The sequence below is a fragment of the Chrysiogenia bacterium genome (genome assembly GCA_020434085.1).
Taxonomy (GTDB): domain Bacteria; phylum JAGRBM01; class JAGRBM01; order JAGRBM01; family JAGRBM01; genus JAGRBM01.
In genome coordinates this window covers 1-20,305 of sequence record JAGRBM010000147.1, presented here as the reverse complement: position 1 = coordinate 20,305, position 20,305 = coordinate 1, and the positions used below count along the sequence as shown (strand labels likewise).

Annotated in this window: 18 protein-coding genes; 15 read left to right on the top strand and 3 right to left on the bottom strand. The window is 61.6% G+C overall.

All coding sequences use genetic code 11. From position 1 onward, the window contains the following. Positions 1–36 precede the first annotated feature (36 nt). Both KDH09_04880 and KDH09_04875 read right to left on the bottom strand, forming a co-directional pair. The gene (locus tag KDH09_04880; protein MCB0219008.1) at positions 37–816 is read right to left on the bottom strand and encodes a TerC family protein; all 780 of its coding nucleotides are present in this window, start codon (positions 814–816) and stop codon (positions 37–39) included. A 64-nt stretch (positions 817–880) separates the two neighbouring features. Further along, positions 881–1,600 (bottom strand): AhpC/TSA family protein, encoded by a 720-nt coding sequence (locus KDH09_04875; GenBank protein ID MCB0219007.1) that lies wholly within the window; start codon positions 1,598–1,600, stop codon positions 881–883. Positions 1,601–1,789: 189 nt separating this feature from the next. On the opposite strand from KDH09_04875, the gene KDH09_04870 reads away from it, so the two are divergent. Next, a complete protein-coding gene (locus tag KDH09_04870) occupies positions 1,790–2,233 on the top strand; it encodes a PaaI family thioesterase (GenBank protein ID MCB0219006.1) in 444 nt (147 codons plus the stop codon). Here the strand turns inward: KDH09_04870 and KDH09_04865 are convergent, their stop codons facing one another. Continuing rightward, positions 2,234–2,899, bottom strand: coding sequence for a TetR/AcrR family transcriptional regulator (locus KDH09_04865; GenBank protein MCB0219005.1), 666 nt, complete (start codon positions 2,897–2,899; stop codon positions 2,234–2,236). It lies immediately after the preceding gene. 254 nt (positions 2,900–3,153) lie between these two features. Between KDH09_04865 and KDH09_04860 the strand changes: the two genes are divergently transcribed. From KDH09_04860 to KDH09_04795, 14 genes are all read left to right on the top strand, one after another. Further along, entirely contained in the window at positions 3,154–6,600 is a 3,447-nt protein-coding gene (locus tag KDH09_04860) for a CoA activase (GenBank protein MCB0219004.1), read from the top strand. 20 nt (positions 6,601–6,620) lie between these two features. Continuing rightward, positions 6,621–8,177 (top strand): 2-hydroxyglutaryl-CoA dehydratase, encoded by a 1,557-nt coding sequence (locus KDH09_04855; protein MCB0219003.1) that lies wholly within the window; start codon positions 6,621–6,623, stop codon positions 8,175–8,177. Positions 8,178–8,552: 375 nt separating this feature from the next. Continuing rightward, complete coding sequence (locus KDH09_04850) at positions 8,553–10,043, top strand: sigma-54-dependent Fis family transcriptional regulator (GenBank protein MCB0219002.1); 1,491 nt, start codon at positions 8,553–8,555, stop codon at positions 10,041–10,043. 514 nt (positions 10,044–10,557) lie between these two features. Continuing rightward, a complete protein-coding gene (locus KDH09_04845) occupies positions 10,558–11,013 on the top strand; it encodes a response regulator (protein MCB0219001.1) in 456 nt (151 codons plus the stop codon). 119 nt (positions 11,014–11,132) lie between these two features. Beyond that, positions 11,133–11,480 carry a response regulator gene (locus tag KDH09_04840; protein ID MCB0219000.1) on the top strand — a complete coding sequence of 116 codons (348 nt, stop codon included), beginning with the start codon at positions 11,133–11,135 and terminating at the stop codon, positions 11,478–11,480. Between the two features lie 17 nt (positions 11,481–11,497). Further along, complete coding sequence (locus tag KDH09_04835) at positions 11,498–11,908, top strand: response regulator (protein MCB0218999.1); 411 nt, start codon at positions 11,498–11,500, stop codon at positions 11,906–11,908. 20 nt (positions 11,909–11,928) lie between these two features. Further along, positions 11,929–12,579, top strand: coding sequence for a GAF domain-containing protein (locus KDH09_04830; protein ID MCB0218998.1), 651 nt, complete (start codon positions 11,929–11,931; stop codon positions 12,577–12,579). A 15-nt stretch (positions 12,580–12,594) separates the two neighbouring features. Continuing rightward, positions 12,595–12,879 (top strand): STAS domain-containing protein, encoded by a 285-nt coding sequence (locus KDH09_04825; GenBank protein ID MCB0218997.1) that lies wholly within the window; start codon positions 12,595–12,597, stop codon positions 12,877–12,879. Next, positions 12,876–13,382, top strand: coding sequence for a chemotaxis protein CheD (locus KDH09_04820; GenBank protein ID MCB0218996.1), 507 nt, complete (start codon positions 12,876–12,878; stop codon positions 13,380–13,382). The genes KDH09_04825 and KDH09_04820 overlap by 4 nt, the downstream gene beginning before the upstream one ends. After that, positions 13,375–15,327 (top strand): chemotaxis protein CheA, encoded by a 1,953-nt coding sequence (locus KDH09_04815; GenBank protein ID MCB0218995.1) that lies wholly within the window; start codon positions 13,375–13,377, stop codon positions 15,325–15,327. Before KDH09_04820 ends, KDH09_04815 begins: the two co-directional genes overlap by 8 nt. Positions 15,328–15,836: 509 nt before the next feature. After that, positions 15,837–17,123, top strand: coding sequence for a HAMP domain-containing protein (locus KDH09_04810; GenBank protein MCB0218994.1), 1,287 nt, complete (start codon positions 15,837–15,839; stop codon positions 17,121–17,123). Positions 17,124–17,203: 80 nt separating this feature from the next. Continuing rightward, positions 17,204–19,246: a type IV pili methyl-accepting chemotaxis transducer N-terminal domain-containing protein gene (locus tag KDH09_04805; protein MCB0218993.1), complete on the top strand. Its 2,043-nt coding sequence runs from the start codon at positions 17,204–17,206 to the stop codon at positions 19,244–19,246. 16 nt (positions 19,247–19,262) lie between these two features. Continuing rightward, complete coding sequence (locus tag KDH09_04800; protein ID MCB0218992.1) at positions 19,263–19,850, top strand: purine-binding chemotaxis protein CheW; 588 nt, start codon at positions 19,263–19,265, stop codon at positions 19,848–19,850. Continuing rightward, positions 19,847–20,305, top strand: a 459-nt coding sequence (locus KDH09_04795; GenBank protein ID MCB0218991.1) for a protein-glutamate O-methyltransferase CheR, incomplete at its 3' end; no start/stop codon positions are given. The genes KDH09_04800 and KDH09_04795, both read left to right, overlap by 4 nt.

Sequence of the window (20,305 nt, the reverse complement as noted above, 5' to 3'; positions counted from 1 at the left end):
TGAGCCCATGGGTGATGTTTCCAGGTCCCTGATTTCCTACGCGCCCGATGGGGCCTGCAATTCGTCGATGTCGATGGACTCGAATCGCTGGTGCAGCTTGACCGGGGCCCGCCGGCTCTTGCGAATGCGCATGTTCAGCAGCTCCACGAACAAAGAGAAAGCCATGGCGAAGTAGATGTAGCCCTTGTTCACGTGATGGTCGAGTGCCTCGACCACCAGCATCACGCCGATGAGCAGGAGGAACGAGAGCGCCAGGATCTTCATGCTCGGGTGGCGGTTCACGAAGTCTCCCACGGCCCGGGCGAAGCTCATCATCACGCCGACGGCGATGACCATGGCGGCCACCATAATGGGGATGTGCTGGACCATGCCCACGGCGGTGATGACCGAATCCAGGGAGAACACCATGTCGAGAGCCATGATCTGGGCGAGCACCATGCCGAAGGTGGCGCCGCCGGCAGCAGCCCCCGTCTCGTGCTGCTCCACTTCGAGCTTTTCATAGATCTCGTGGGTACTCTTGGCGATCAGGAACAGGCCGCCGCCCAGCAGGATGAGAGAGCGGCCGGTGAGCTCCTTGCCGAGCACGACAAGGAGCGGCTCTGTAAGGCCCATGATCCACGAAATGGCCAGCAGCAGCCCCAGACGCATGAGCAGCGCCAGTGCGAGCCCCACCTTCTGGGCTTTTCCCTGCTGGGACTTGGGCAGCCTGCCGGTCAGGATCGAGATGAAGACGATGTTGTCGATGCCCAGGACAATCTCCAGGGCCGTCAGGGTCGCCAGAGAGATCAGGGCCTCGCTGGTCAGAAAAACTTCCACGGAAAGCCTCCGCCCCCTCCCAATCGGGGGTGGCCGGAGCCTAGCGCGACGGGAAGGGGGGAGGCTATTCCTGCGGCAGCGCCTTGAACCAGGTCTTTACCGCCCCCAGCACGGCCAGCGCGCTGGGGCGGGTCTTGTAGTCCATGTCGGCGTGGGCCCAGCGAACGGTGCGGGTCGAGTCGACAAGGAACATGCTCGGCACCGCGATCGTGTGGTGGTCCTTGCCTGACCAGGCTTCGAGATCGATGCCGTAGCCCTTGTAGAGGGTCCGGGTAGCGGCGTCGAGTTCGAGCGAGACGTTGAAGGCCTTGTGGGCCGCGAGGTCGGGATCGCTGAGCACAGGGTAGGAGATCTCGTAGGCGCGCTTGGCGGCCAGCGCCCCGTTCTGGGTATCGACGCTGATGGCCGCGATGCCCACGCCCACGTTCTCGAAGAGCTCGTGGTGGAGCTGGAACTCGCGCACCTGGAAGTTGCAGTACGGGCACCAGCCGCCCCGGTAGAAGAAGACGAGGGTGGGGCGCTGCGCGACAAGGGAGCCCAGGCTCACGGCCTTGCCCTCGGCGGTGGTGAGAGTGAAGTCGGGCACCTGCGTCCCGACAGGGACTCCCAGGTCCTCGGGAAGAATGCCCAGGGCCTCTGCGGCGGTGGGGGTGGTTTCCTTCGGGCTGGAGACGACCAGATCCGGGGCTTTTGCCTCGGCCGGTGCGGGGCCGGGGGACTGGCTCCGGCAGCCGCCCCAGAGTGCGCTCAGGGCAAGTGCCGTGATCAGTGTCAGTTTCCTCATCGCATCCATCCTTTTTCGCCCGCAAACGGGCAATCCCATACGAACAGATGCCGGTGAAGGCCCCGGGGTTGCAGCGGCCCCGCCGTGCCGCTAACAAGACCGGAACCCAAACACGCAAAAACCGCATCCAAATAGCTGCGAGACCCGGTTTTTCTGAATCCGGCTCAGTTGCCCGAACGGAGAGATCCCATGGAACACGTGCCCGCAAACTTCGAGGCCATTGCGCCCGCGGCAGAAGAACAAATCAAGAACATCATCAAGCAGGCGCCCTATCCAAAGTTCCTGGGGCTCTACTTCGAAGAAGTGCGCAAGGACTACGCCCGCATGCGGCTTCCCTACCGGCCCGAGCTCAACCAGCCGGCCGGCATCGTCCACGGCGGCGCGCTCGCGTCCCTGATCGACACCGCCGTGGTCGGGGCGATCTTCTCCAATGTGGGGGAGACATTTCCCAAACGCATCGTCACCATCGACATGCACATCCACTACATGGGCGCGGTCACCGAGAAGGATGTCATCTGCCACGCCAGCGTGCGGCGCCGCGGCCGCAGCATCGTTTTTCTTCAGACCGAAGCCGTCGATGAAGACGGCAAGGCCGTCGCCCACGGCGAGCTGTCCTACATGCTGCAGGCGTAGTTATTTCTTGAGAATCCCGACCAGGTTGTAGCGGATCAGTTCTTCGACCAGCGCACCGGTGTCGGGCGCGCCTTCGGGGTCGCCGCCCAGGTAGAAGGTGGTGAGTTCCTTCACGCTGCCCAGGATGCAGTGGGAGACGACCTCGGTATCGAGCGGGCGGAGAATGCCCAGCGCGATGCCGGTCGTGAGCGTGCGCGCGAGCAGGTCGGTCAGAGACTTGTAGAAGTCGGCGAGCTTGTCGTCGAAGTCGGGGTCGATCCCGACGGCCGTGCGGCGCAGGATGTGGGGCAGGTAGCGATTGGCCACAATGACTTCGAGCACGCGGTGCACGTTGTCGTGAAGCTGCTCCATCACCGGCGGGTTGCCGGGCGCGGTCTCGATGGTGACGACGCTCTCGAGAAGCCGCGCAAACACGTCATCCAAAATCTCTTCAAAGATGGCCCGCTTGCTCTCGAAGTAGAGGTAGAAGGTCCCGCGCGAGACATCGGCGGCATCGATGATGTCGCTGATGGCGGTGGCGTGGTAGCCGCGCTCTGCAAAGACGCTGCGGCCGGCCTCGAGAAGCTGCTCGCGGCGGGCTTCGCGCTGCTCCTTCGCGCGGGTGACGCGCCCGTCCTCTGAGGGCTCGGATGCCTCGGCGGGCACGGTGGCGGGGTCCTTGCTCATGACCCGAGCTTATCGGCGCGTGGGCCCCGGGGCAATGGGAGAGCCTGAAAAAGTCTCGAAAACATCAATGATGCCAGCTATTTACAAACATCTGCTTGCGCGCCGGGGAAGGGCTGTGATAATTCAAAGTGTAATAGACTAACGTGTCAGTCTACATCTGGGGCCGGATTCGGGTTCGGAAATATCGCGGGGAAGAGGCCCTGGCCGGGGGAGGCTGGCGCCGGGTTTCCCGACTCGAAGTGAGGACCAAGATCTTGCACGAGACCACCGAGCGCCGCCACGAGCGGCTCGTCCTGGGCATCGATGTCGGCTCGACCACGGTAAAAGCCGTCGTTGTCGACCCGGAGACCCGGGAAATCCTCTGGAACGACTATAAGCGTCACAACACGCGCCAGCCCGAGACCGTCGCCGACTTTCTCGTGCGCATCGGGAATGCGTTTCCCGATACGCCCGCCGAGAACATCCGTGTGTTCATCACCGGCTCTGGCGCCGGACCCATCGCGGCCCCCGTGGGTGCGAAGTTCGTGCAGGAGGTCAACGCCGTCACCATGGCGGTCGAGGCCCTTCACCCCGACGTCGGCAGCGTCGTCGAGTTGGGCGGGCAGGACGCCAAGATCATCATCTTCAAGGAAAACGCCGAAACAGGTGACAAACAGGCGCAGACGTCCATGAACGACAAGTGTGCCTCGGGAACCGGCGCCACCATCGACAAATGCATGATCAAGGTGGGCCTGCCCCAGGAGGAGGTCGCAAAGATCCCCTTCAACGACGCGCAGCTCCACCACGTGGCCGCCAAGTGCGGCGTCTTCGCAGAGACCGACATCGTCAACCTTGTGAAGACTGGAATTCCGGCGCAGGAGATCATGTGCTCGCTGGCCGACGCGATCGTGATGCAGAATCTCTCGGTGCTCACCCGTGGCAATACCCTGAAGCACAAAGTGCTTCTGCTGGGCGGGCCCAACACCTACCTGCCGTTTCTGCAGGAGTGCTGGCGAAAGCGCATCCCGGAAACCTGGAATGAGCGCGGCTATGACTATCCCAAAGACGTCCCCATCGAGGAACTCGTCTTTGCGCCCGAGAATGCCGAGCTCTATGCCGCCTACGGCGCCGTGCTCTACGGCCTGCATGAGCCGGTGAGCGTGGGCACCTACGCCGGGCTTGAAGGCCTGCGCGAGTTCATCCAGAACGGGCGCAAGGCCGCGCTGGGCGAGTCCTCGGGGCCGCCGCTGGTGGCGCATACCAAAGAATACGAGCAGTTCGCGGCCGAGTATCACATTGAAAAATTCGAGTCTGCGCGCTTTGAGCGCGGCGAAACAGTGCGCGGGGTAATCGGCCTGGATGGCGGCTCGACCTCTTCGAAGCTCGTGCTGGTCGACGAAGCGGGGACGATCCTCAAGAAGGAATACCAGCTTTCCAAGGGCAACCCCATTCAGGACACCAAGGAGATGCTCGCGCGGCTCAGGGACTACGTCGAGGGGCAGGGGGCCCGGCTTGAAATCGTGGGCTTCGGGGCCACGGGCTACGCGGCCGACGTGCTCGAAAAAGCATTGCGCGCCGACGTGAACATTGTCGAGACCGTCGCCCACATGAAGAGCGCCGTGCACTTTTTCGGCGACATCGATGTCATCTGCGACATCGGCGGCCAGGACATCAAGGTGCTCTTTATGAAGAATAAAGAGCTGCGCGACTTCCGTCTTTCCAACCAGTGCAGCGCCGGCAACGGCATGCTGTTGCAGGCCATGGCCGACCAGTTCGGCGTGCCGGTTACCGAGTATGCGCAGACCGCCTTTGCCGCGCAGCTCTCACCGACCTTCAGTTACGGGTGCGCAGTGTTCCTCGATTCCGACCGCGTGAACTTTCAGAAAGAGGGCTACAGCAAGGAAGAACTGATGGCGGGACTTGCCATGGTGCTTCCCAAGAACGTCTGGCAATACGTGGTGCAGATTCCGCGCATGGCAGAACTGGGGACGCGCTACGTCCTGCAGGGTGGCACCCAGCACAACCTCGCGGCGGTAAAGGCCCAGGTCGATTACATCAAGGAACGCGTGCCCGGCGCCGAGGTCTTCGTTCATCCCCACACGGGGGAGGCCGGCGCCATCGGCGCGGCGATGGAGACCCTTCGCGTCGTGCAGCAGCGCGGCGGGACCACCTTCGTCGGCCTCGACGAGGCCATCGACATTTCCTATACGACGCGCAACGACGAATCGACGCGCTGCCATTTCTGCCCGAACAACTGCTCGCGCTCTTTCATCGACACCCAGACTCCCGACGGCACGAGCGCCCGCTACATCGCCGGCTTTTCCTGCGAGAAGGGCACGGTTGAAGATGAGGACGCCCTGAAGCGTCTCAACGAGCGACGCCGCGAGATCCTGAAGACCTATCCCAACCTGGTCACCTACGAGGCGCGCCGGGCGTTCAGTCACTGGCACGAGGCCGAACCGCTGCCCGCGCCGGAAACCATGATCGAGAGCGTCGAGGTCAGGCGCACCCTGCTCGGCGGCATCAAACGGAAACCCGTGCGCCGCGCTTTTGAGCGATCCTCCCAGGCTGCCGCCGAGCGGCGCGCAAAACTGCGCATCGGAATGCCGCGGGTGCTCAACATGTGGAGCACCGGCCCGTTCTGGCGCACCTACTTCGAGAGTCTCGGCATCCTCTCGCGCAACGTCGTCTTCAGCGACGAGACGAGCGAGGAACTCTTCCACGAGGGCGGCAAATACGGCTCTGTCGATCCGTGCTACCCCAGCAAGGTCGTGCAGGCACACATCCACCACCTGCTCTTTCACAAGCACACCGAGAAGCGCCCGCTCGACTATCTGTATTTCCCGTGTATCACCCACGTGCCCTCCTACCTGGAGGGACTCATGGACGTGGCCTCGTGCCCCATCGTCTCGGGCACGCCCAAGGTCATCCGTGCGGCCTTCACCAAAGAGCAGGATTTCTTCGCCACGCGCGGGATTGAGTATGTGGATGCGCCCGCGACCTTTGCCGAACCCACCTATCTGCGTCACCAGATGTTCGAAGCCTGGGGCGAGCGGCTCGGCGTCACCGAGGACGAGAGCGATTTTGCCGTCACGCAGGGTCTTAAGGCACTCGCGGAGTTCGATCGCGATCTTGAGGAAAAGGGCCGCGCCATTCTCGAGCAGGTCGAGGCCGACGGGCGCATGTGCATCCTGCTGCTCGGGCGCCCCTACCACAACGATCCGGGACTCAATCACTCCATCACCGAGGAGTTTCAGGCGCTGGGCTATCCGGTGGTCTCCATGCGCTCGGTGCCCAAGGACCCGGCTTGGCTCGCGCGTTTCTTCGCCGGGGACCTGCGCAGCGCTCGGGTGGAGAGCGCGCTGGACATTCGGGACGTGTGGCCCGAGAACTACAGTGCCAACAGCGCCCAGAAGGTGTGGGCTGCCAAGTTCGCCGCGCGCCACCCCAACGTGGCGGTGCTCGATCTATCCAGCTTCAAGTGCGGCCACGACGCGCCCACCTACGGCATCATCGATTCCATCATCAACACCGCGGGCACGCCCTATTCGGCGCTGCACGACATCGACGCCAACAAGCCCTCGGGCTCGATCAAGATTCGCGTGAAGACTTATGCCTACAGCCTGCAGCTCCGTCAGGAAGTGCTGCAGGGAATCTCCAGAACCGATGATAGCGAAACCGAAGAAGAACGCCCGCTCGAGCGAGCGCGCGTGGCCGTCTGAGCAGAAACGGAGCGAAAACCATGAGCATTTCAGCGACCCAGGAAAATTCCCACGTCCACCAGTTCCGCGCGGAACCAGAGGCCATACCGCCCGTTGAGGAGCGACCCCAGTGGATCGACAAGAACCCCAATGAGTTCACCCGCGCGCAGCGCGAGCACACGACCATCCTGGTGGCGGGACTTACCCACGCCCATGACGTCTTCCTTCGCTCGGCCATCGAGTCCGGCGGCTACAAGGTCGAGATTCTCGACTGCCCCGACAACCAGGCGCTGCGCTACGGCAAGGAGTTCGGCAATCGCGGCCAGTGCAACCCGACCTACTTCACGGTTGGGAATCTCGTGAAATTCCTCACGCACCTGCGCGACGACGAGGGGATGGACACCCGCGAGATCGTCGAGAAATACATCTTTCTCACGGCCGGTGCCTGCGGGCCCTGCCGCTTCGGGATGTATGCCACCGAGTATCGCAAGGCGCTGCGCGATGCGGGTTTCGAGGGCTTTCGCGTGATCCTCATCTCCCAAAGCGGGGCGATCCAGTCGGAGACGGGCCGGGGCTTCAATCCCGACAATCTGCTGATCGCGCGCATGTTCCGCGCCGTCATCATCGGTGACGTGCTCAATGCCCTCATGTATCGCATCCGTCCCTATGAGGTGGTGCCCGGCGCCACCGACGCGGCCATTACCGAGTGCCGCGAGGTCATCTGCACGGCGCTCTCAAAGAAGAAGTCCCTCTTTGTCGCAGCATGGCGTTGCCGAAAGATTCTCTCGAAGATCGAGGTGGACCGCACGCGCATCAAGCCGCGGGTGGCGATCATCGGCGAATTCTGGGCCATGACCACCGAGGGAGACGGCAACTACAAGCTCCAGCGTTTCCTGGAGGGCGAGGGGGCCGAGGTGGACATCCAGCTCGTCAGCGCCTGGCTGCTCTACCTGCTCTGGGAATCGCGGTATGACACGAAACGCCGCATGGAACTCAAGGCCACCGATCAGGATCGCAACGGCCTGCACGGCGTGAACGTGCGTGGCAAGCTGCTGGGGCTGTGGGTGGCCGAGAAAGTGCTCAAGTTCTTCTTCTACAGCTACGCAAAGATCATGGGGCTCAAGGATTATCATCTGCCCGACCAGAATGAGGTTGCCGAGATCGCCCATCGTCACTACGACAACCACCTGCGTGGCGGTGAAGGGCACATGGAAATCGGCAAAGTCATTCAGAATGTCGTGCACAACAAGGTGAATATGACAATCAGCGTGAAACCGTTTGGATGCATGCCCTCGAGCGGGGTCTCGGACGGGGTGCAGAGCCTGATCACCGAGTTGCACCCGCAGGCAATCTTTCTTCCCATTGAAACCAGCGGGGATGCAGCGGTGAACGTGTACAGCAGAATTCAGATGCAGCTCTTCAAAGCCCGCCAGCGCGCAGCGCAGGAAGTAGAGGAAGTCGCCAGCGCCCACGGCCTGACAGTGGATGCATTGCATGAGAAACTGGCGGCTGATCCCAGGGCCCGTCGGGCCCTGCACCGCAGCCCGCACACGGCGGGGTGTACTGCCGCGGACCTTGCGCGCGAGTTGAGCCGCTGAGCTTGTCAATGCGCCCGTCCAGAGGGCTGAACAAATGCAGGAGAACCCGCTTTCGGCGGGTTTTCTTGTATCCGGCGAAAAACGCTGCCTCGCAGTGGTGTGTGTCCGCCTGAGTTTGTCAGAAACATCTATGACGCGCGTTGTCGTAGCTGCATCAAATCTGAAACAGCATTTCAATTTGCCCGAAAAACGGTGACGCACTTGCGAGTCAGTCACTGATCAGAAACAATCCGTCGCGGGGAACAGTTCCAATTGAGTGTTAATGCAGGGGCATGCCCGGCAGGTCGATGGTTCGATGGATGTTGAGCATGCACCGGCGGGACTTTGTTGGGATCTGCGGACTTCGCCGCAGCCGGCAGCAGGTAAACGCATCAGATGATTGCCCATCGTTCGCGAACAGACGGAAACCCCGGGGACGGGGCCTCGGACTCCGAGCTCACCGACAAACCAGGTAGCCGGACCCGCCGGGTCTTGCTCGTCGATGAACGCCCGGATTCCTCCCTTCGCTTCGGGGAGGTTCTCTCGCGTGCCGGAATTGTCGTGGTTTCGGCGACATCCCTGGCAGAGGCGCGTGTCCTGCTCTCCGAATCCGAATATGACGTGGCAGTGCTTCACGAGCAGCTTTCCGATGGCAGCGGTCTGGATTTGCTGCGCGAACTCGTGCGTGAAACACCCTCTCCGCAGGTCCTAATGCTGGCGTCCAGGGCGGATGTTGCTGCCGTTGTTGAATGCATTCGGCTGGGGGCGGTCGATTACATCGCCGAGCCGGTCGACGATGAGATGCTCCGGACGAAGGTCGAAAAAGCTTTTGAGACATCGACTCTACGCAAGCAGAACGAAATCCTCTCACGTCCGACGCAGAAGTCGAATGCCTACTTTGAACTGACTGAAGCGAGCACTGAGCGCATCCGCGGAATTTTTGACCTGATTGAGCGCTATGCGCTGGCGGCACCGGCGCCGGTCCTGATCGTTGGCGAGACGGGGGTGGGCAAGGAACGCGCCGCCCGTACTTTGCACAATCGCAGCCCCAGGGCGCACATGCCCTTCGTTGCGCTCAACTGTGCAACCTTTGAGCACTCCATGTTTGAGTCCGAGCTCTTCGGCCACGAGAAGGGCGCCTTCACCGGGGCGCACGCCAGGAAGCTCGGCCTGATGGAGCTGGCCAACGGGGGGACGCTGTTCCTGGACGAGATCGGGGACATGCCGCTGAGCGCGCAGGCCAAGCTTCTGAGGACCCTGGAAGAGCGCCGTTTTCGCCGCGTGGGCGGGAACAAGCTCATTCACAGTGATTTCTGGGTCATTTCAGCGACGAACAAGGAGTTCGAGCCCCGCCTGAGTTCCGGCGAGTTCCGCCCGGACCTCTACTACCGGCTTTCCACCTTGTTGCTGCGCCTGCCGGCGCTTCGAGAGCGGGTGGAGGACATTCCTGACCTGGTGACCCAGATCTGCAAGGAAATGCTGGGGCGACACACCGATCAGGTCACTTTTGACGACGGGGTGCTCGAGGCCTTTGAGCGCTACGACTGGCCGGGCAACATTCGCGAGTTGCGAAACGTGGTCGAGCGTTCACTCATCGTGCACGGCGACTACCGCATCCGCTTGCCGGCCGGCTTTAGCGGGTCCGAATCCGAAGAAGACTCCGTTTTTTGCAACTCCATGAGCGAGCGTGGCTGCACGTTGCCGGTGGGTGGAGTATTTCTCGGACCGATCGAGGGGCGTACCCTCAAGGACATCGAACGCGAGGCCAAGCGCCGCGCCGTTGAGGCAACCCTTGAGAAGGCCGGTGGGAACCAGGCCGAGGCCGCCAGCATTCTTGGTGTCTCCGCCCGCACCCTGAGCCGTATCCTGAGCGGCGAAGCCGAGTAGAGGCTCCAACCGGACTGTCTTGATTCGACATATTTGTCATTTCCAGCACCCACGCCGAATTCGACCCGTCCACGCCAGTAGAGTCTTGCTTCCGGTCGACTCAGAATTGGCCTGAAACTGCTATTTTCGTGCATTCCGAGGCATCTCACTCCGTTTGTCATTGCGTGACAGAAACGGCGTGATGGACAACTTTGTCGGCAATTGTGTCTCCGTGACATCGAATTACGCTCGGCCTGTCTGTATCCCCAGAAACCTACTCTGAGAGCAGCCTGACATATTTGTCCATTCCGGAGACGTCCTAGTTTCGCTTGAATGGCCAGTTATTCCAGTAAGTTACCTGTATCTTCTCGTATGAGCCAGAAGAATACTCTGCAGATTTGTCGCATTGCACGCAGGCGCGGCATGCCCCTTGCTCAATAGGGCGCCGACAGCGGGAACTGAATTTCAATACGTCGATCGGCTTGCCGGGTCTGGCCCGGCATTGCGCAGTCGTATGCAACTGGAGCAGCAACGGATGAGTGGCAACGAGATCGTGGATGAAGGTGGGGAGCAGATGGCGAAGGTCGCCTCTGTGCGAGAGGGACGCTGGCGCGTGCTGATCGTCGACGACGCCGAAACTTCCATCATCGCGCAGAAGATGATGCTGGGCTCGCGTGAGTACGACTTCATCGTGGCGCGGACCGGCCGGGAAGCCATCGCGCTTGCCGAGCAGTTCCGACCCGACGTGATCCTGCTCGATGTGATGATGCCCAACGTCAGTGGGTTTCGCGTCTGCGAGCGCCTCAAGCAAACCGCTGAGACCTGCCACATTCCGGTGATCATGGTCACTGCCGCCAATGAACTGGTTCATGCCAAGACGGCCCAGCTCTATGGCTTCGAAGATTTCCTGACCAAGCCAATCGACCGCGAAGAGCTGCGCGGGAAGATTCAGAAATACATCGGTGTGGGCGCAAGGGGAGAAGCGGGATGAACGCTATTTCAGCAGGGGAAGTTTCGGCAGCCGGGAAAGCGCCCAAGAGAGGGGCGGAAAGCACGCGAGGGGACGCAATGAAGTCAGCAAGAGTTTTGGTATTGGATGACGCCGCATCAGTGCATGCACGAATTCGTCTGGCATTCCACGGATTGCCGATTGTGCTCAGCACGACCGATTCCTGGGTAGACACGAAGACGCACGTCTTTTCCGACACGCCGCCCGACCTGATCATTCTCGATCTGCAGATGCCCACCATCGACGGGCGTGCCGTCGGCCGGGCAATCAAGCGGCGCATGGACATTCCAATCGTCGTCTATTCGTCCGAAGCAGCCGGGCGCCTCTCGGCCGCCATGCAGGACATCGGCGCCGAGGCCGCGGTCTCCAAATCGGCAAGCGACGCGGAACTCGTCTCGACCGTCACACGTCTGCTCGAAAAACGCTCCACGGCGCGGGCAGCGATCTAGGCAAGAAGGGGGAACATATGGAACACGCACGACAAATCGTAGATACGGGTCCGCGGCGGAGGACCAAGGTCCTACTGGTCGACGACCAGCAGACCCAGATCATGTTCGAGCAGATGCTGCTGGGCAGCGAAGAATTTGAATACGTGATCGCACGCAACGGCAGAGAAGCGCTCGATATGGCCCGCGCCGAGCGTCCCGATCTCATTCTGATGGACGTGATGATGCCTGAAATGGACGGCATCGAGGCCGTGGGCAAGTTGCGCGAGGACGATGCGACCGCCGGCATTCCCATCATCATGGTCACCACGCGCGGCGAAGAAGACTACGTCGAACGCGCCTATTCCAACGGATGCGTCGACTACATCACGAAGCCGATTCAGCGCGGCGAGTTGCTCACGAAGATCCAGGCATTGACGGCAGGGCGGTAGAGAAAATGGGGGAGGGCACAATGGACAAGGTTGAAGACCTGGGGGCGCTGCGCGCGCAACTCGAGGAACTGAGCCAGCGGGTTCAGATCGTCGAAGCGGAAAATCACGAGCTGCGCGACCGCTGCTCGCTTTCCGAAGAAGAGCACTTTCGTTTCGTGAACCTCTATGTCGCTTCGCAGCGGCTCTCCAACACGCTGGACGTCGAGGAGATCATGGAGATCGTTCAGGAGATTGTGGTGAACCTTGTGGGCTCCGAGCAGTTCGGCATGTTCTTCCTCGCCGATGAGGACACCGAGGAACTGCCGCTCGAGCTGGTTGCCGAAGTCACCCAGGGCGAGCAGCAGATGGCGCGCCCGACGCCCACGCATCCGAAGATTCAGGAAGTGTTGCGAAGCGGGAAGCTGTGGGTCTCGGATGACCCCGCGCTCTCGCCGGCGGCCGTCGTGCCCCTCAAGATCGAGGAAGAATTGCTCGGCGTGGTCGTGGTCTACGGCCTGCTTCCCCAGAAACCGGCATTCACCGAAACCGATGTCTCGCTCTTCGAGCTGCTGACGACCCATGTGGCGCGCGCATTCTATGCGGCGCTGATGCATGAGCGCAGCGGCGTGATGGGCTCTCTGGCCGCGGATTTGCGCGCACGCCTTGCGGTTGATGCGCTGCGTGCGGTCTGAGGAAAGTCCCATACCATGGCAAGAAAACAAACAGCGCAGAACTATGCCCTGCCGGCCTGTCTGGTTCGCGGTCAGCTCGACCAGCTCCGCCAGAGCCTGAGGGAGCTCATCGACGCAGAGGCGAAAATCGAGATCGACGCGGGCAACGTCATCGAAATCGATGCCGCCGGGTTGCAGCTTCTGCTCTCCGGGGCTGTCTATGCGCGCGAGAACGGCAAGGTGTTTTCCTACAACCTTGTCTCCGATCCGGTGCGCGAAGCGGCCAAGGCCAACCGTCTGGATGAGGATCTGGGACTTTGAGCGCAGCGCCGCTGATAAAGCCCGCGCCGATGGCGGGGGATTTCCCCAGGAAGTTTCTGCTTCCCGGTGATGTGTACGTGGCAAAGGAGCCCACCCACATCAGTACCGTGCTGGGCTCGTGCGTGGGAATCCTGCTCTACGACGCGGCTGCCGGCATCGGGGGAATGAATCACTTCCTGATGGACGGCGCGCCGGGCAGCTCGGATGTCAACCCGCTGCGTTATGCAGAGCCCGCATTCGAGACGCTGGTGGCGCGAATGATCATTGCAGGCGCGCGCGAGAGAAATCTGGTGGCCAAGGTCTTCGGCGGTGCGCAGCTCTCACCGCGCCCGACGCTGGCACACCTTCGCATCGGAGAGCGCAACATTGCGGCCGCGCGCGAGCTGCTGCGCGAACAGGGAATTACGGTGAAGGCCTCCGCGCTGGGCGGAACGGTCGGCCGAAAGGTGATCATGGAAAGTCATACGGGAAACGTGTGGGTCAAGGAGCTACGAAGTGGGTGACGAGAAGCTCCCAACGGAGAAGGAACTACTAGAGGTCTTTCGCCGCGAAACCGAGGAACAGGTCGAGCGCGCCGAGAGTGCGTTGCTCACCCTGGAGCGCGAGCCGCTCGATGGCTCGGCGCTCAAGACCCTGTTCCGTTCCATTCATTCAATCAAGGGAAACGCCGCGGTCGTGGGCCGTCAGGAACTCGAGCGTTTCTCCCACAGCCTTGAAGATGCGCTCCACCCAATTCGCGAGGCCGAGCGCATCGTCACCCCCGCCCTGGCGGAGCCGGTGTTCGCTGCACTTTACGCGATTCGAGATGCCGCCCTCTCTGGCGATGGCGAACTGCCGTTTGCATCGATCGCGGTGATCTCGGACCTGGTGGGCAAGGCGCCCCTCCCCGAGGACCAGACCGGGCGATACGGATACCGGATGACCCTTCAGTATCCGGGAGAAGTGCTGCCGGAGGCCTTCGAACCCCGTTACATCTTCGACGATCTTTCGGAACTTGGGACCGTCGTTTCGTGCAAGCTCGATCCCTCCAGCGTCCTGCCACTCGACCGGCTGAAGAACCCCGACGCACTCTCCCTTCGCTACGTTGTGGAACTCGAATCCGACAAACAGATCGATGAGATTCGCGAAGGATGCTTCGTTTTCGATGACTCAATCAAGGTCATCGTGGAGCCGCTCCAGGATTCCGCCCCGACGCCCAATGCCATCAAGGCCGTCAACGGGGATGAAAAACTGGCGGCGGTCCGTATCGATACCTACAAACTCGATAACCTGATGAACCTGGCGGGCGAGCTCAATGTGAGCAACCTGCGCGTGCGCCGCATGGTCGAAGAAGGCGCATCTAGCCAGGAAGTGCTCGATGCGCTCGAGCAGCTCTCCCAGCACGCCCGCGCCATGCAGGACCAGATCCTCAGCACGCGCATGATCAACATCGATGAGCTCTTCCGCCCCTTCATCCGTCTGGTGCGGGAAATGTCGGCCGGAATGGGCAAGCGCATCGAGCTCTCGCTCTCGGGCAGTGAAGTGGAACTCGACAAGTCGATTGTCGAGCGAATGCGCGAGCCGCTGACTCACATCATTCGGAATGCCGTTGACCACGGCATCGAATCGCCGGCCGATCGCGTGAGCGCCGGCAAGGACGTGGAGGCCCGCATCTCCATCCGCGCCGAGCAGCGGGAGGGAAGCATCTACCTGACCATCGAGGATGATGGGCGCGGCATCGATCGCGAAAAACTTCGTCGGAAGGCGATTGATACGGGCCTGCTCGATGAGAGCATCAAACTCAGCAACGAGCAGATCGACGCCCTGATCTTTGAGAGCGGGCTCAGCACGGCCGAGAAGATCACGAACATCTCGGGCCGCGGCGTCGGAATGGACATCGTTCGCAAGAAGATCGAGCAGATTCGTGGTGAAGTTCACATCGAGAACCACCCCGGCAAGGGCGTGACCATTCGCATCCGCCTGCCACTGACCCTGGCCATCATCGAAGGCTTCATGGTGAGCGCCGGCGGGGAGATTTTCATCATCCCGATTCACGCGATCTCCGAGTGCATCGACCTGACAGAGGAGCAGCGTGAGAGTGCCGAGCGCACCGGCGTGCTCAATTTGCGTGGTGAGCCGGTGGCCTTCGCCCCGCTGCGAAACGTCTTCCACACCGGAGGCGCAAAGGCCAGGCGCCAGCAGATTCTGCTGGTCCGATATGAGAATCACCGCGCGGCGCTTGTCGTCGACGAAGTTCTGGGTGAGGGGCAGACGATCATCAAGCCCCTGGGAAAAATGTTCGAACGGGTGCCCGGCATTTCGGGCTCCTCGATTTTGTGGGATGGGAAGGTGGCCCTGATCATCGACGTGCCCGCCTTGTTCCAGCTCCTTGCGGAGCGCGGATACCTGGGGCGCGAGGATGGTGAGGCCGGTGATGAATCCGACACCGAAGAAAATTTGACTGCATGAGCTCGTCCTCGTGAACCGTTCACGAGGAGAAAGGTTTGGGGAAAATGTTTGCGAATCTGAAAATTGGAACGAGGCTGATCGGCCTGGTGATCGCCATGTCGGTGATCATAGCGCTGGTGGGCAACCTGGGGCTGACGGGAATGCACCACTCCGATGAGGGCCTGGAACGGGTCTACACCGACCGCGTGGTGCCCCTGCGGGAGCTGAAATCCGTGGCCGATACGTACGCGGTGAACATCGTGGACACGGCGCACAAGGTTCGGGACGGGAGTATGAGCTGGAGCGAGGGGATCCGCAATATCGACGAGGCGGAAAGGCGTGTTCGGCAAGATTGGGCCGCCTACACGTCTTCGAACCAGGGCAGCATTCATGCCGCCGAGACGCAGATGTCCGAGCGGGCCGAGACACAGATGCGCCGCGCCGATGTGATGATTCGCAGGATGAGAACTCTCATGGAAGCCAAGGATCGCGAAGGACTGGCCCGGCTTGCGGCAGAAGATCTCTACCCGATGATCGATCCAATCTCGGCAGTGCTCAATGAGCTAACCGATTCCGAGCTCGGCGGGGCAAAATCCGAGTATGACACTGCCAATGCCGAGTATGAACGAGTTCGTAACGAGGTGATGGTTGGCGCGGGTGTTGGAATTCTGGTGGCTTTTCTGGTCTCCATACTGATCATTCGCGGCATCACCGGGCCGCTCGGGGACGCGGTGAACGCTGCCAATCAGCTCGCCGAGGGCGATCCGGACGTGCGGCTTCCTTCGAAGCGTAGCCAGGACGAAGTCGGCACGCTCATCAACGCCATGGATGCCATGGTTCGCTCCAACAAGATCATCGTTGACGCCGCCGTTCGCGTGGCTGCCGGCGATCTGACCGTGCGTGTGAACGCTCGCTCGGACAAGGACGCGCTGGGTATTGCCCTTTCCGAGATGGTGGACAAGCTCGCCGATGTGGTGAGCGAGGTGACTGCGGGTGCCGAGTCGCTTACCAGCGCCTCGGGGCAGGTGTCCTCCTCGGCGCAGAGCCTGACGCAGGGAACCAGCGAGCAGGCCGCCGCCGCCGAAGAAACCGGCACCAGTCTGCAGGAGATGAGCACGTCGATCGACCAGAACGCCGAGAACAGCCGCCTGATGGAAGAAATGGCCAGCAAGGGCGCGCGTGAAGCCGAAGAGAGCGGCTCGGCCGTCGCCCAGACCGTCATGGCCATGAGCGACATTGCCGAGCGCGTGACCATCATCGAGGAAATTGCGTACCAGACCAACCTGCTTGCGCTCAACGCGGCTATCGAGGCCGCGCGTGCCGGTGAGCACGGCAAGGGCTTTGCCGTCGTGGCCACGGAAGTCCGCCAACTTGCAGGGCGCGCCCAGACGGCCGCCGCCGAGATCAGCAAGCTTGCGGGCTCCAGCGTGGCAGTGGCCGAGCGCTCGGGCGAGCTGCTTCGCTCGCTTGTGCCCTCGATCCAGAAGACGGCCGATCTGGTGCGTGAAGTAAATGCCGCCTCCCAGGAACAGGCCAGCGGCGTCGCCCAGGTAACGACGGCCATGTCCCAGATGGAGCAGATCACGCAGTCCAATGCCTCCTCGGCCGAGGAACTGGCCAGCACGGCTGAAGAACTTTCCTCGCAGGCTGAAGGCCTCCAGCAGCTCATGGCCTACTTCTCGCTCGACGGACGCAGGAAACGTCAGGCGCGGGCAAGCAGCGGCAACGGCTCTGCCAGTGCCTATGTGCCCGCACCGGCGAAGGGATCGAACGGCAAGGCGGGCGAGTACTCCGATTCCGATTTCCGGGCTTTTTAGATAGCGGAATCCAAATGAGCGGCCGGGGATACCGGCGGCCATGAAAGTTTTTACAGGAGAGTAGGAAAATGAAACTGGGTGTGGAACACAAAATCGGAAGTATCACCTTCCTCTTTGTTCTCTTTATCGCGATCGGTTCGTGGATGACGTCCCGAACCCTCGATGAGAACGAATCCAATGGACGGGTCATCAACCTGGCGGGCGCACAGCGCATGCTGACGCAGCGGATGGCCAAGAACGCCTTCGATATCATGAAAGGCGCTTCCAGTGAGTCGGAGCTCAAGGCCGATGAAGAGCAGTTCGACCGCGTGTTGCAGGGGCTGATCGGCGGTGACGCGGGCCTGGGCATTCCGGCCACGACGGACGCCGAGACGCTCGGGCACCTTCAGGATACCAGGAACACCTGGCGTCTGTTCAAAGAAAAAGTGACCTATGTGATCGAGAATGGTGAAGGGTTTCGTACCTCGCGCACCTACATCGTTGACAAAAACGACCAGTTGCTGCGCGAGGCCGATGACGCCGTTCAGCTCATGGCCAAGGCCGGCGTTGACGCGGAGCTTGTAAACATCGCAGGCCGCCTGCGGATGCTCTCCCAGTCAATCTCCAAGGGCGTTTTGGCAGCGAGCATGCGGGATTCGCTCGTTGAAGATACGCGGGCTCAAATCGCCGAATTCGACGAAATCCTCAAGAAGCTCCTCCTGTCAGAGAGCCAGTACGGGCGCTCCAGCGGTGCAATCATGGATCAGTTGCGCCGGGTTGAGCGAACCTGGCAGGGTTTCTCAACCCAGGCCACTCACGCGCTGGATATCACCCCGCCCTTCCTGAATGCGGAAAGTTACATCGAAGAACACAACGTGACACTGCTCAGCTCGATGGCCGCTGCAGTCCACCGCTACGAAACCACGGCGACGGCATCGATCCAGCAGCTCGGTGGGTACCAGCAGACCTTCCTTGTGATCGGCCTGATTCTGGGCGTCATCAGCCTGTGGATGGCCCGCCGGATGATCATTCGGCCGCTGGATTCCGCGCTCCAGGTGGCCAATGCGGTCGCGCAGGGCGATACCCACGTGAAAGTCGAGGTCACCTCCAACGACGAGATGGGTGAACTGCTCCGCGCAATGGAGAGCATGGTTACCTCAAATGACGCCATGGCGCGGGCGGCCCAGTCGATCGCCGATGGTGACCTGAGCGTCATGGTGAAGTCGCGCTCCGAGAAGGACACGCTGGGTCAGGCGCTGCAGCTCATGGTCGAGAAACTCTCGGAAGTGGTGGGCGAAGTCTCCGCCGGCGCCGAATCGCTGACCAGCGCTTCGGGCCAGGTCTCGGCTTCGGCGCAGAGCCTCACGCAGGGAACCAGCGAACAGGCCGCCGCCGCTGAGGAAACAGGCACGAGCCTGCAGGAGATGAGCACGTCCATCGATCAGAACGCGAGCAACAGCCGCATGATGGAGGAGATGGCCAGCAAGGGCGCCAGGGACGCCGAAGAGAGCGGCGTCGCCGTGGCCCAGACGGTCACTGCCATGAACGACATCGCCGAGCGCGTCTCCATCATTGAAGAGATCGCCTACCAGACCAATCTGCTCGCGCTCAACGCCGCGATCGAGGCCGCCCGCGCGGGCGAGCACGGCAAGGGCTTTGCCGTCGTGGCCACGGAAGTGCGCCAGCTCGCCGGTCGCAGCCAGAAGGCTGCTGCCGAAATCAGCAAGCTTGCCGGTTCCAGCGTCGATGTGGCCGAGCGCTCGGGCGAGCTGCTCCGCTCGCTCGTGCCTTCGATCCAGAAGACTGCCGAGCTCGTGCGCGAGGTGAACGCCGCCTCCCAGGAACAGGCCACCGGCGTCGCGCAGGTGACGACGGCCATGTCCCAGATGGAGCAGATCACCCAGTCGAACGCCTCGTCCGCCGAGGAATTGGCCAGCACGGCCGAAGAGCTCTCCTCGCAGGCCGAGGGGCTCCAGCAGCTCATGGCCTTCTTCCGCCTCAGCGGCAAGCAGCAGCGCGCGAGCGCTTCCGCGCGAAAAGCCAACGGTAAAGGAAATGGCGCGGTCGTTGCCGCTTACGCAGCCAAGAGCGGCGGCAACGGATCAAGCAGCCATTACAACGATTCCGATTTTCAGTCGTTTTAAGAAGGGACGGTGTTGAATGGAAGCATTGAACGAAGTGAATGAGCGACCACAGTACCTGAGCTTCTTTCTCGGAGACGAGGAATACGCACTGGAAATTCTGAGGGTCAAGGAAATCATCGAATACAAGAGGGTGACGAAGGTGCCCTCCACGCCCCGGCACGTTCGCGGCGTCATCAACCTGCGCGGCTCGGTCATTCCGGTCGTGGACCTTGGGGCGAAGTTCGGCCTCGACCACACGCAGGTAAGCAAGTGGACCTGCATCGTCATTACGGAAGTCCAGCTTGACGATACCGAGCGAACGGTGATGGGTGTCATGTGCGACCGGGTCAGTGATGTCATTGAACTGGCCGAGAGCGATATCGAGGAAGTGCCCGAGTTCGGTGCACGCATCCGTGTGGAGTGCCTCAAGGGCATGGGCAAGATCGACGGGCGGCTGAGCATGTTGCTCGACATCGACCAGATTCTCTCAAACGATGAGATCGTCGCGCTCTCCGAACTCGACGAATCGGATCTCGAGAAACTCGAAGCCTCCAGTGATGAGGAAGAAGATGAAGCCGAAGCAGCCGCCTCTGAAGGCGTGAGCGAAGAGGCGAGTCCTGCGTGAGTGCATTGCAGTCCAACAGGGCGGACGGGCCGGCCCCGTCCGCCTTTGTTGATGCGCCGCGCCCCATCACCGAGGGCGAGTTTCGCCTGTTGCGTGATCTGATCTTCAGTGAGGTGGGGATCAATCTGGCGCCGCACAAGAAGGCGCTCGTCATGGCGCGGCTTGCCAAGCGTCTGCGTGCGCTGGGGCTCCGCAAATACGGTGAATACTACGAGTATGTGAAAAAGGATGAAACCGGGGCCGAGCTCATCCAGATGATCGATCTGATCTCGACCAACGAAACCCGGTTCTTTCGTGAGCCCCAGCAGTTTGAATACCTGGAACACACGATCATTCCGCAGCTCAAACGAGAGGCTGCAGAGGGCCGCCGCGACCGGGTGCTTCGGGTCTGGAGCGCGGCGTGCTCCATGGGGCATGAACCCTACACCATTGCCATGGTGCTCAAGGAGCACCTG

Coding starts and splice junctions, on each gene's coding strand:
- KDH09_04845 (MCB0219001.1), top strand. CDS start 10,558: ATGAGTGGCAACGAGATCGTGGATGAAGGTGGGGAGCAGATGGCGAAG.
- KDH09_04865 (MCB0219005.1), bottom strand. CDS start 2,899: ATGAGCAAGGACCCCGCCACCGTGCCCGCCGAGGCATCCGAGCCCTCA.
- KDH09_04800 (MCB0218992.1), top strand. CDS start 19,263: ATGGAAGCATTGAACGAAGTGAATGAGCGACCACAGTACCTGAGCTTC.
- KDH09_04875 (MCB0219007.1), bottom strand. CDS start 1,600: ATGAGGAAACTGACACTGATCACGGCACTTGCCCTGAGCGCACTCTGG.
- KDH09_04850 (MCB0219002.1), top strand. CDS start 8,553: ATGATTGCCCATCGTTCGCGAACAGACGGAAACCCCGGGGACGGGGCC.
- KDH09_04825 (MCB0218997.1), top strand. CDS start 12,595: ATGGCAAGAAAACAAACAGCGCAGAACTATGCCCTGCCGGCCTGTCTG.
- KDH09_04835 (MCB0218999.1), top strand. CDS start 11,498: ATGGAACACGCACGACAAATCGTAGATACGGGTCCGCGGCGGAGGACC.
- KDH09_04855 (MCB0219003.1), top strand. CDS start 6,621: ATGAGCATTTCAGCGACCCAGGAAAATTCCCACGTCCACCAGTTCCGC.
- KDH09_04810 (MCB0218994.1), top strand. CDS start 15,837: ATGATCGATCCAATCTCGGCAGTGCTCAATGAGCTAACCGATTCCGAG.
- KDH09_04830 (MCB0218998.1), top strand. CDS start 11,929: ATGGACAAGGTTGAAGACCTGGGGGCGCTGCGCGCGCAACTCGAGGAA.
- KDH09_04870 (MCB0219006.1), top strand. CDS start 1,790: ATGGAACACGTGCCCGCAAACTTCGAGGCCATTGCGCCCGCGGCAGAA.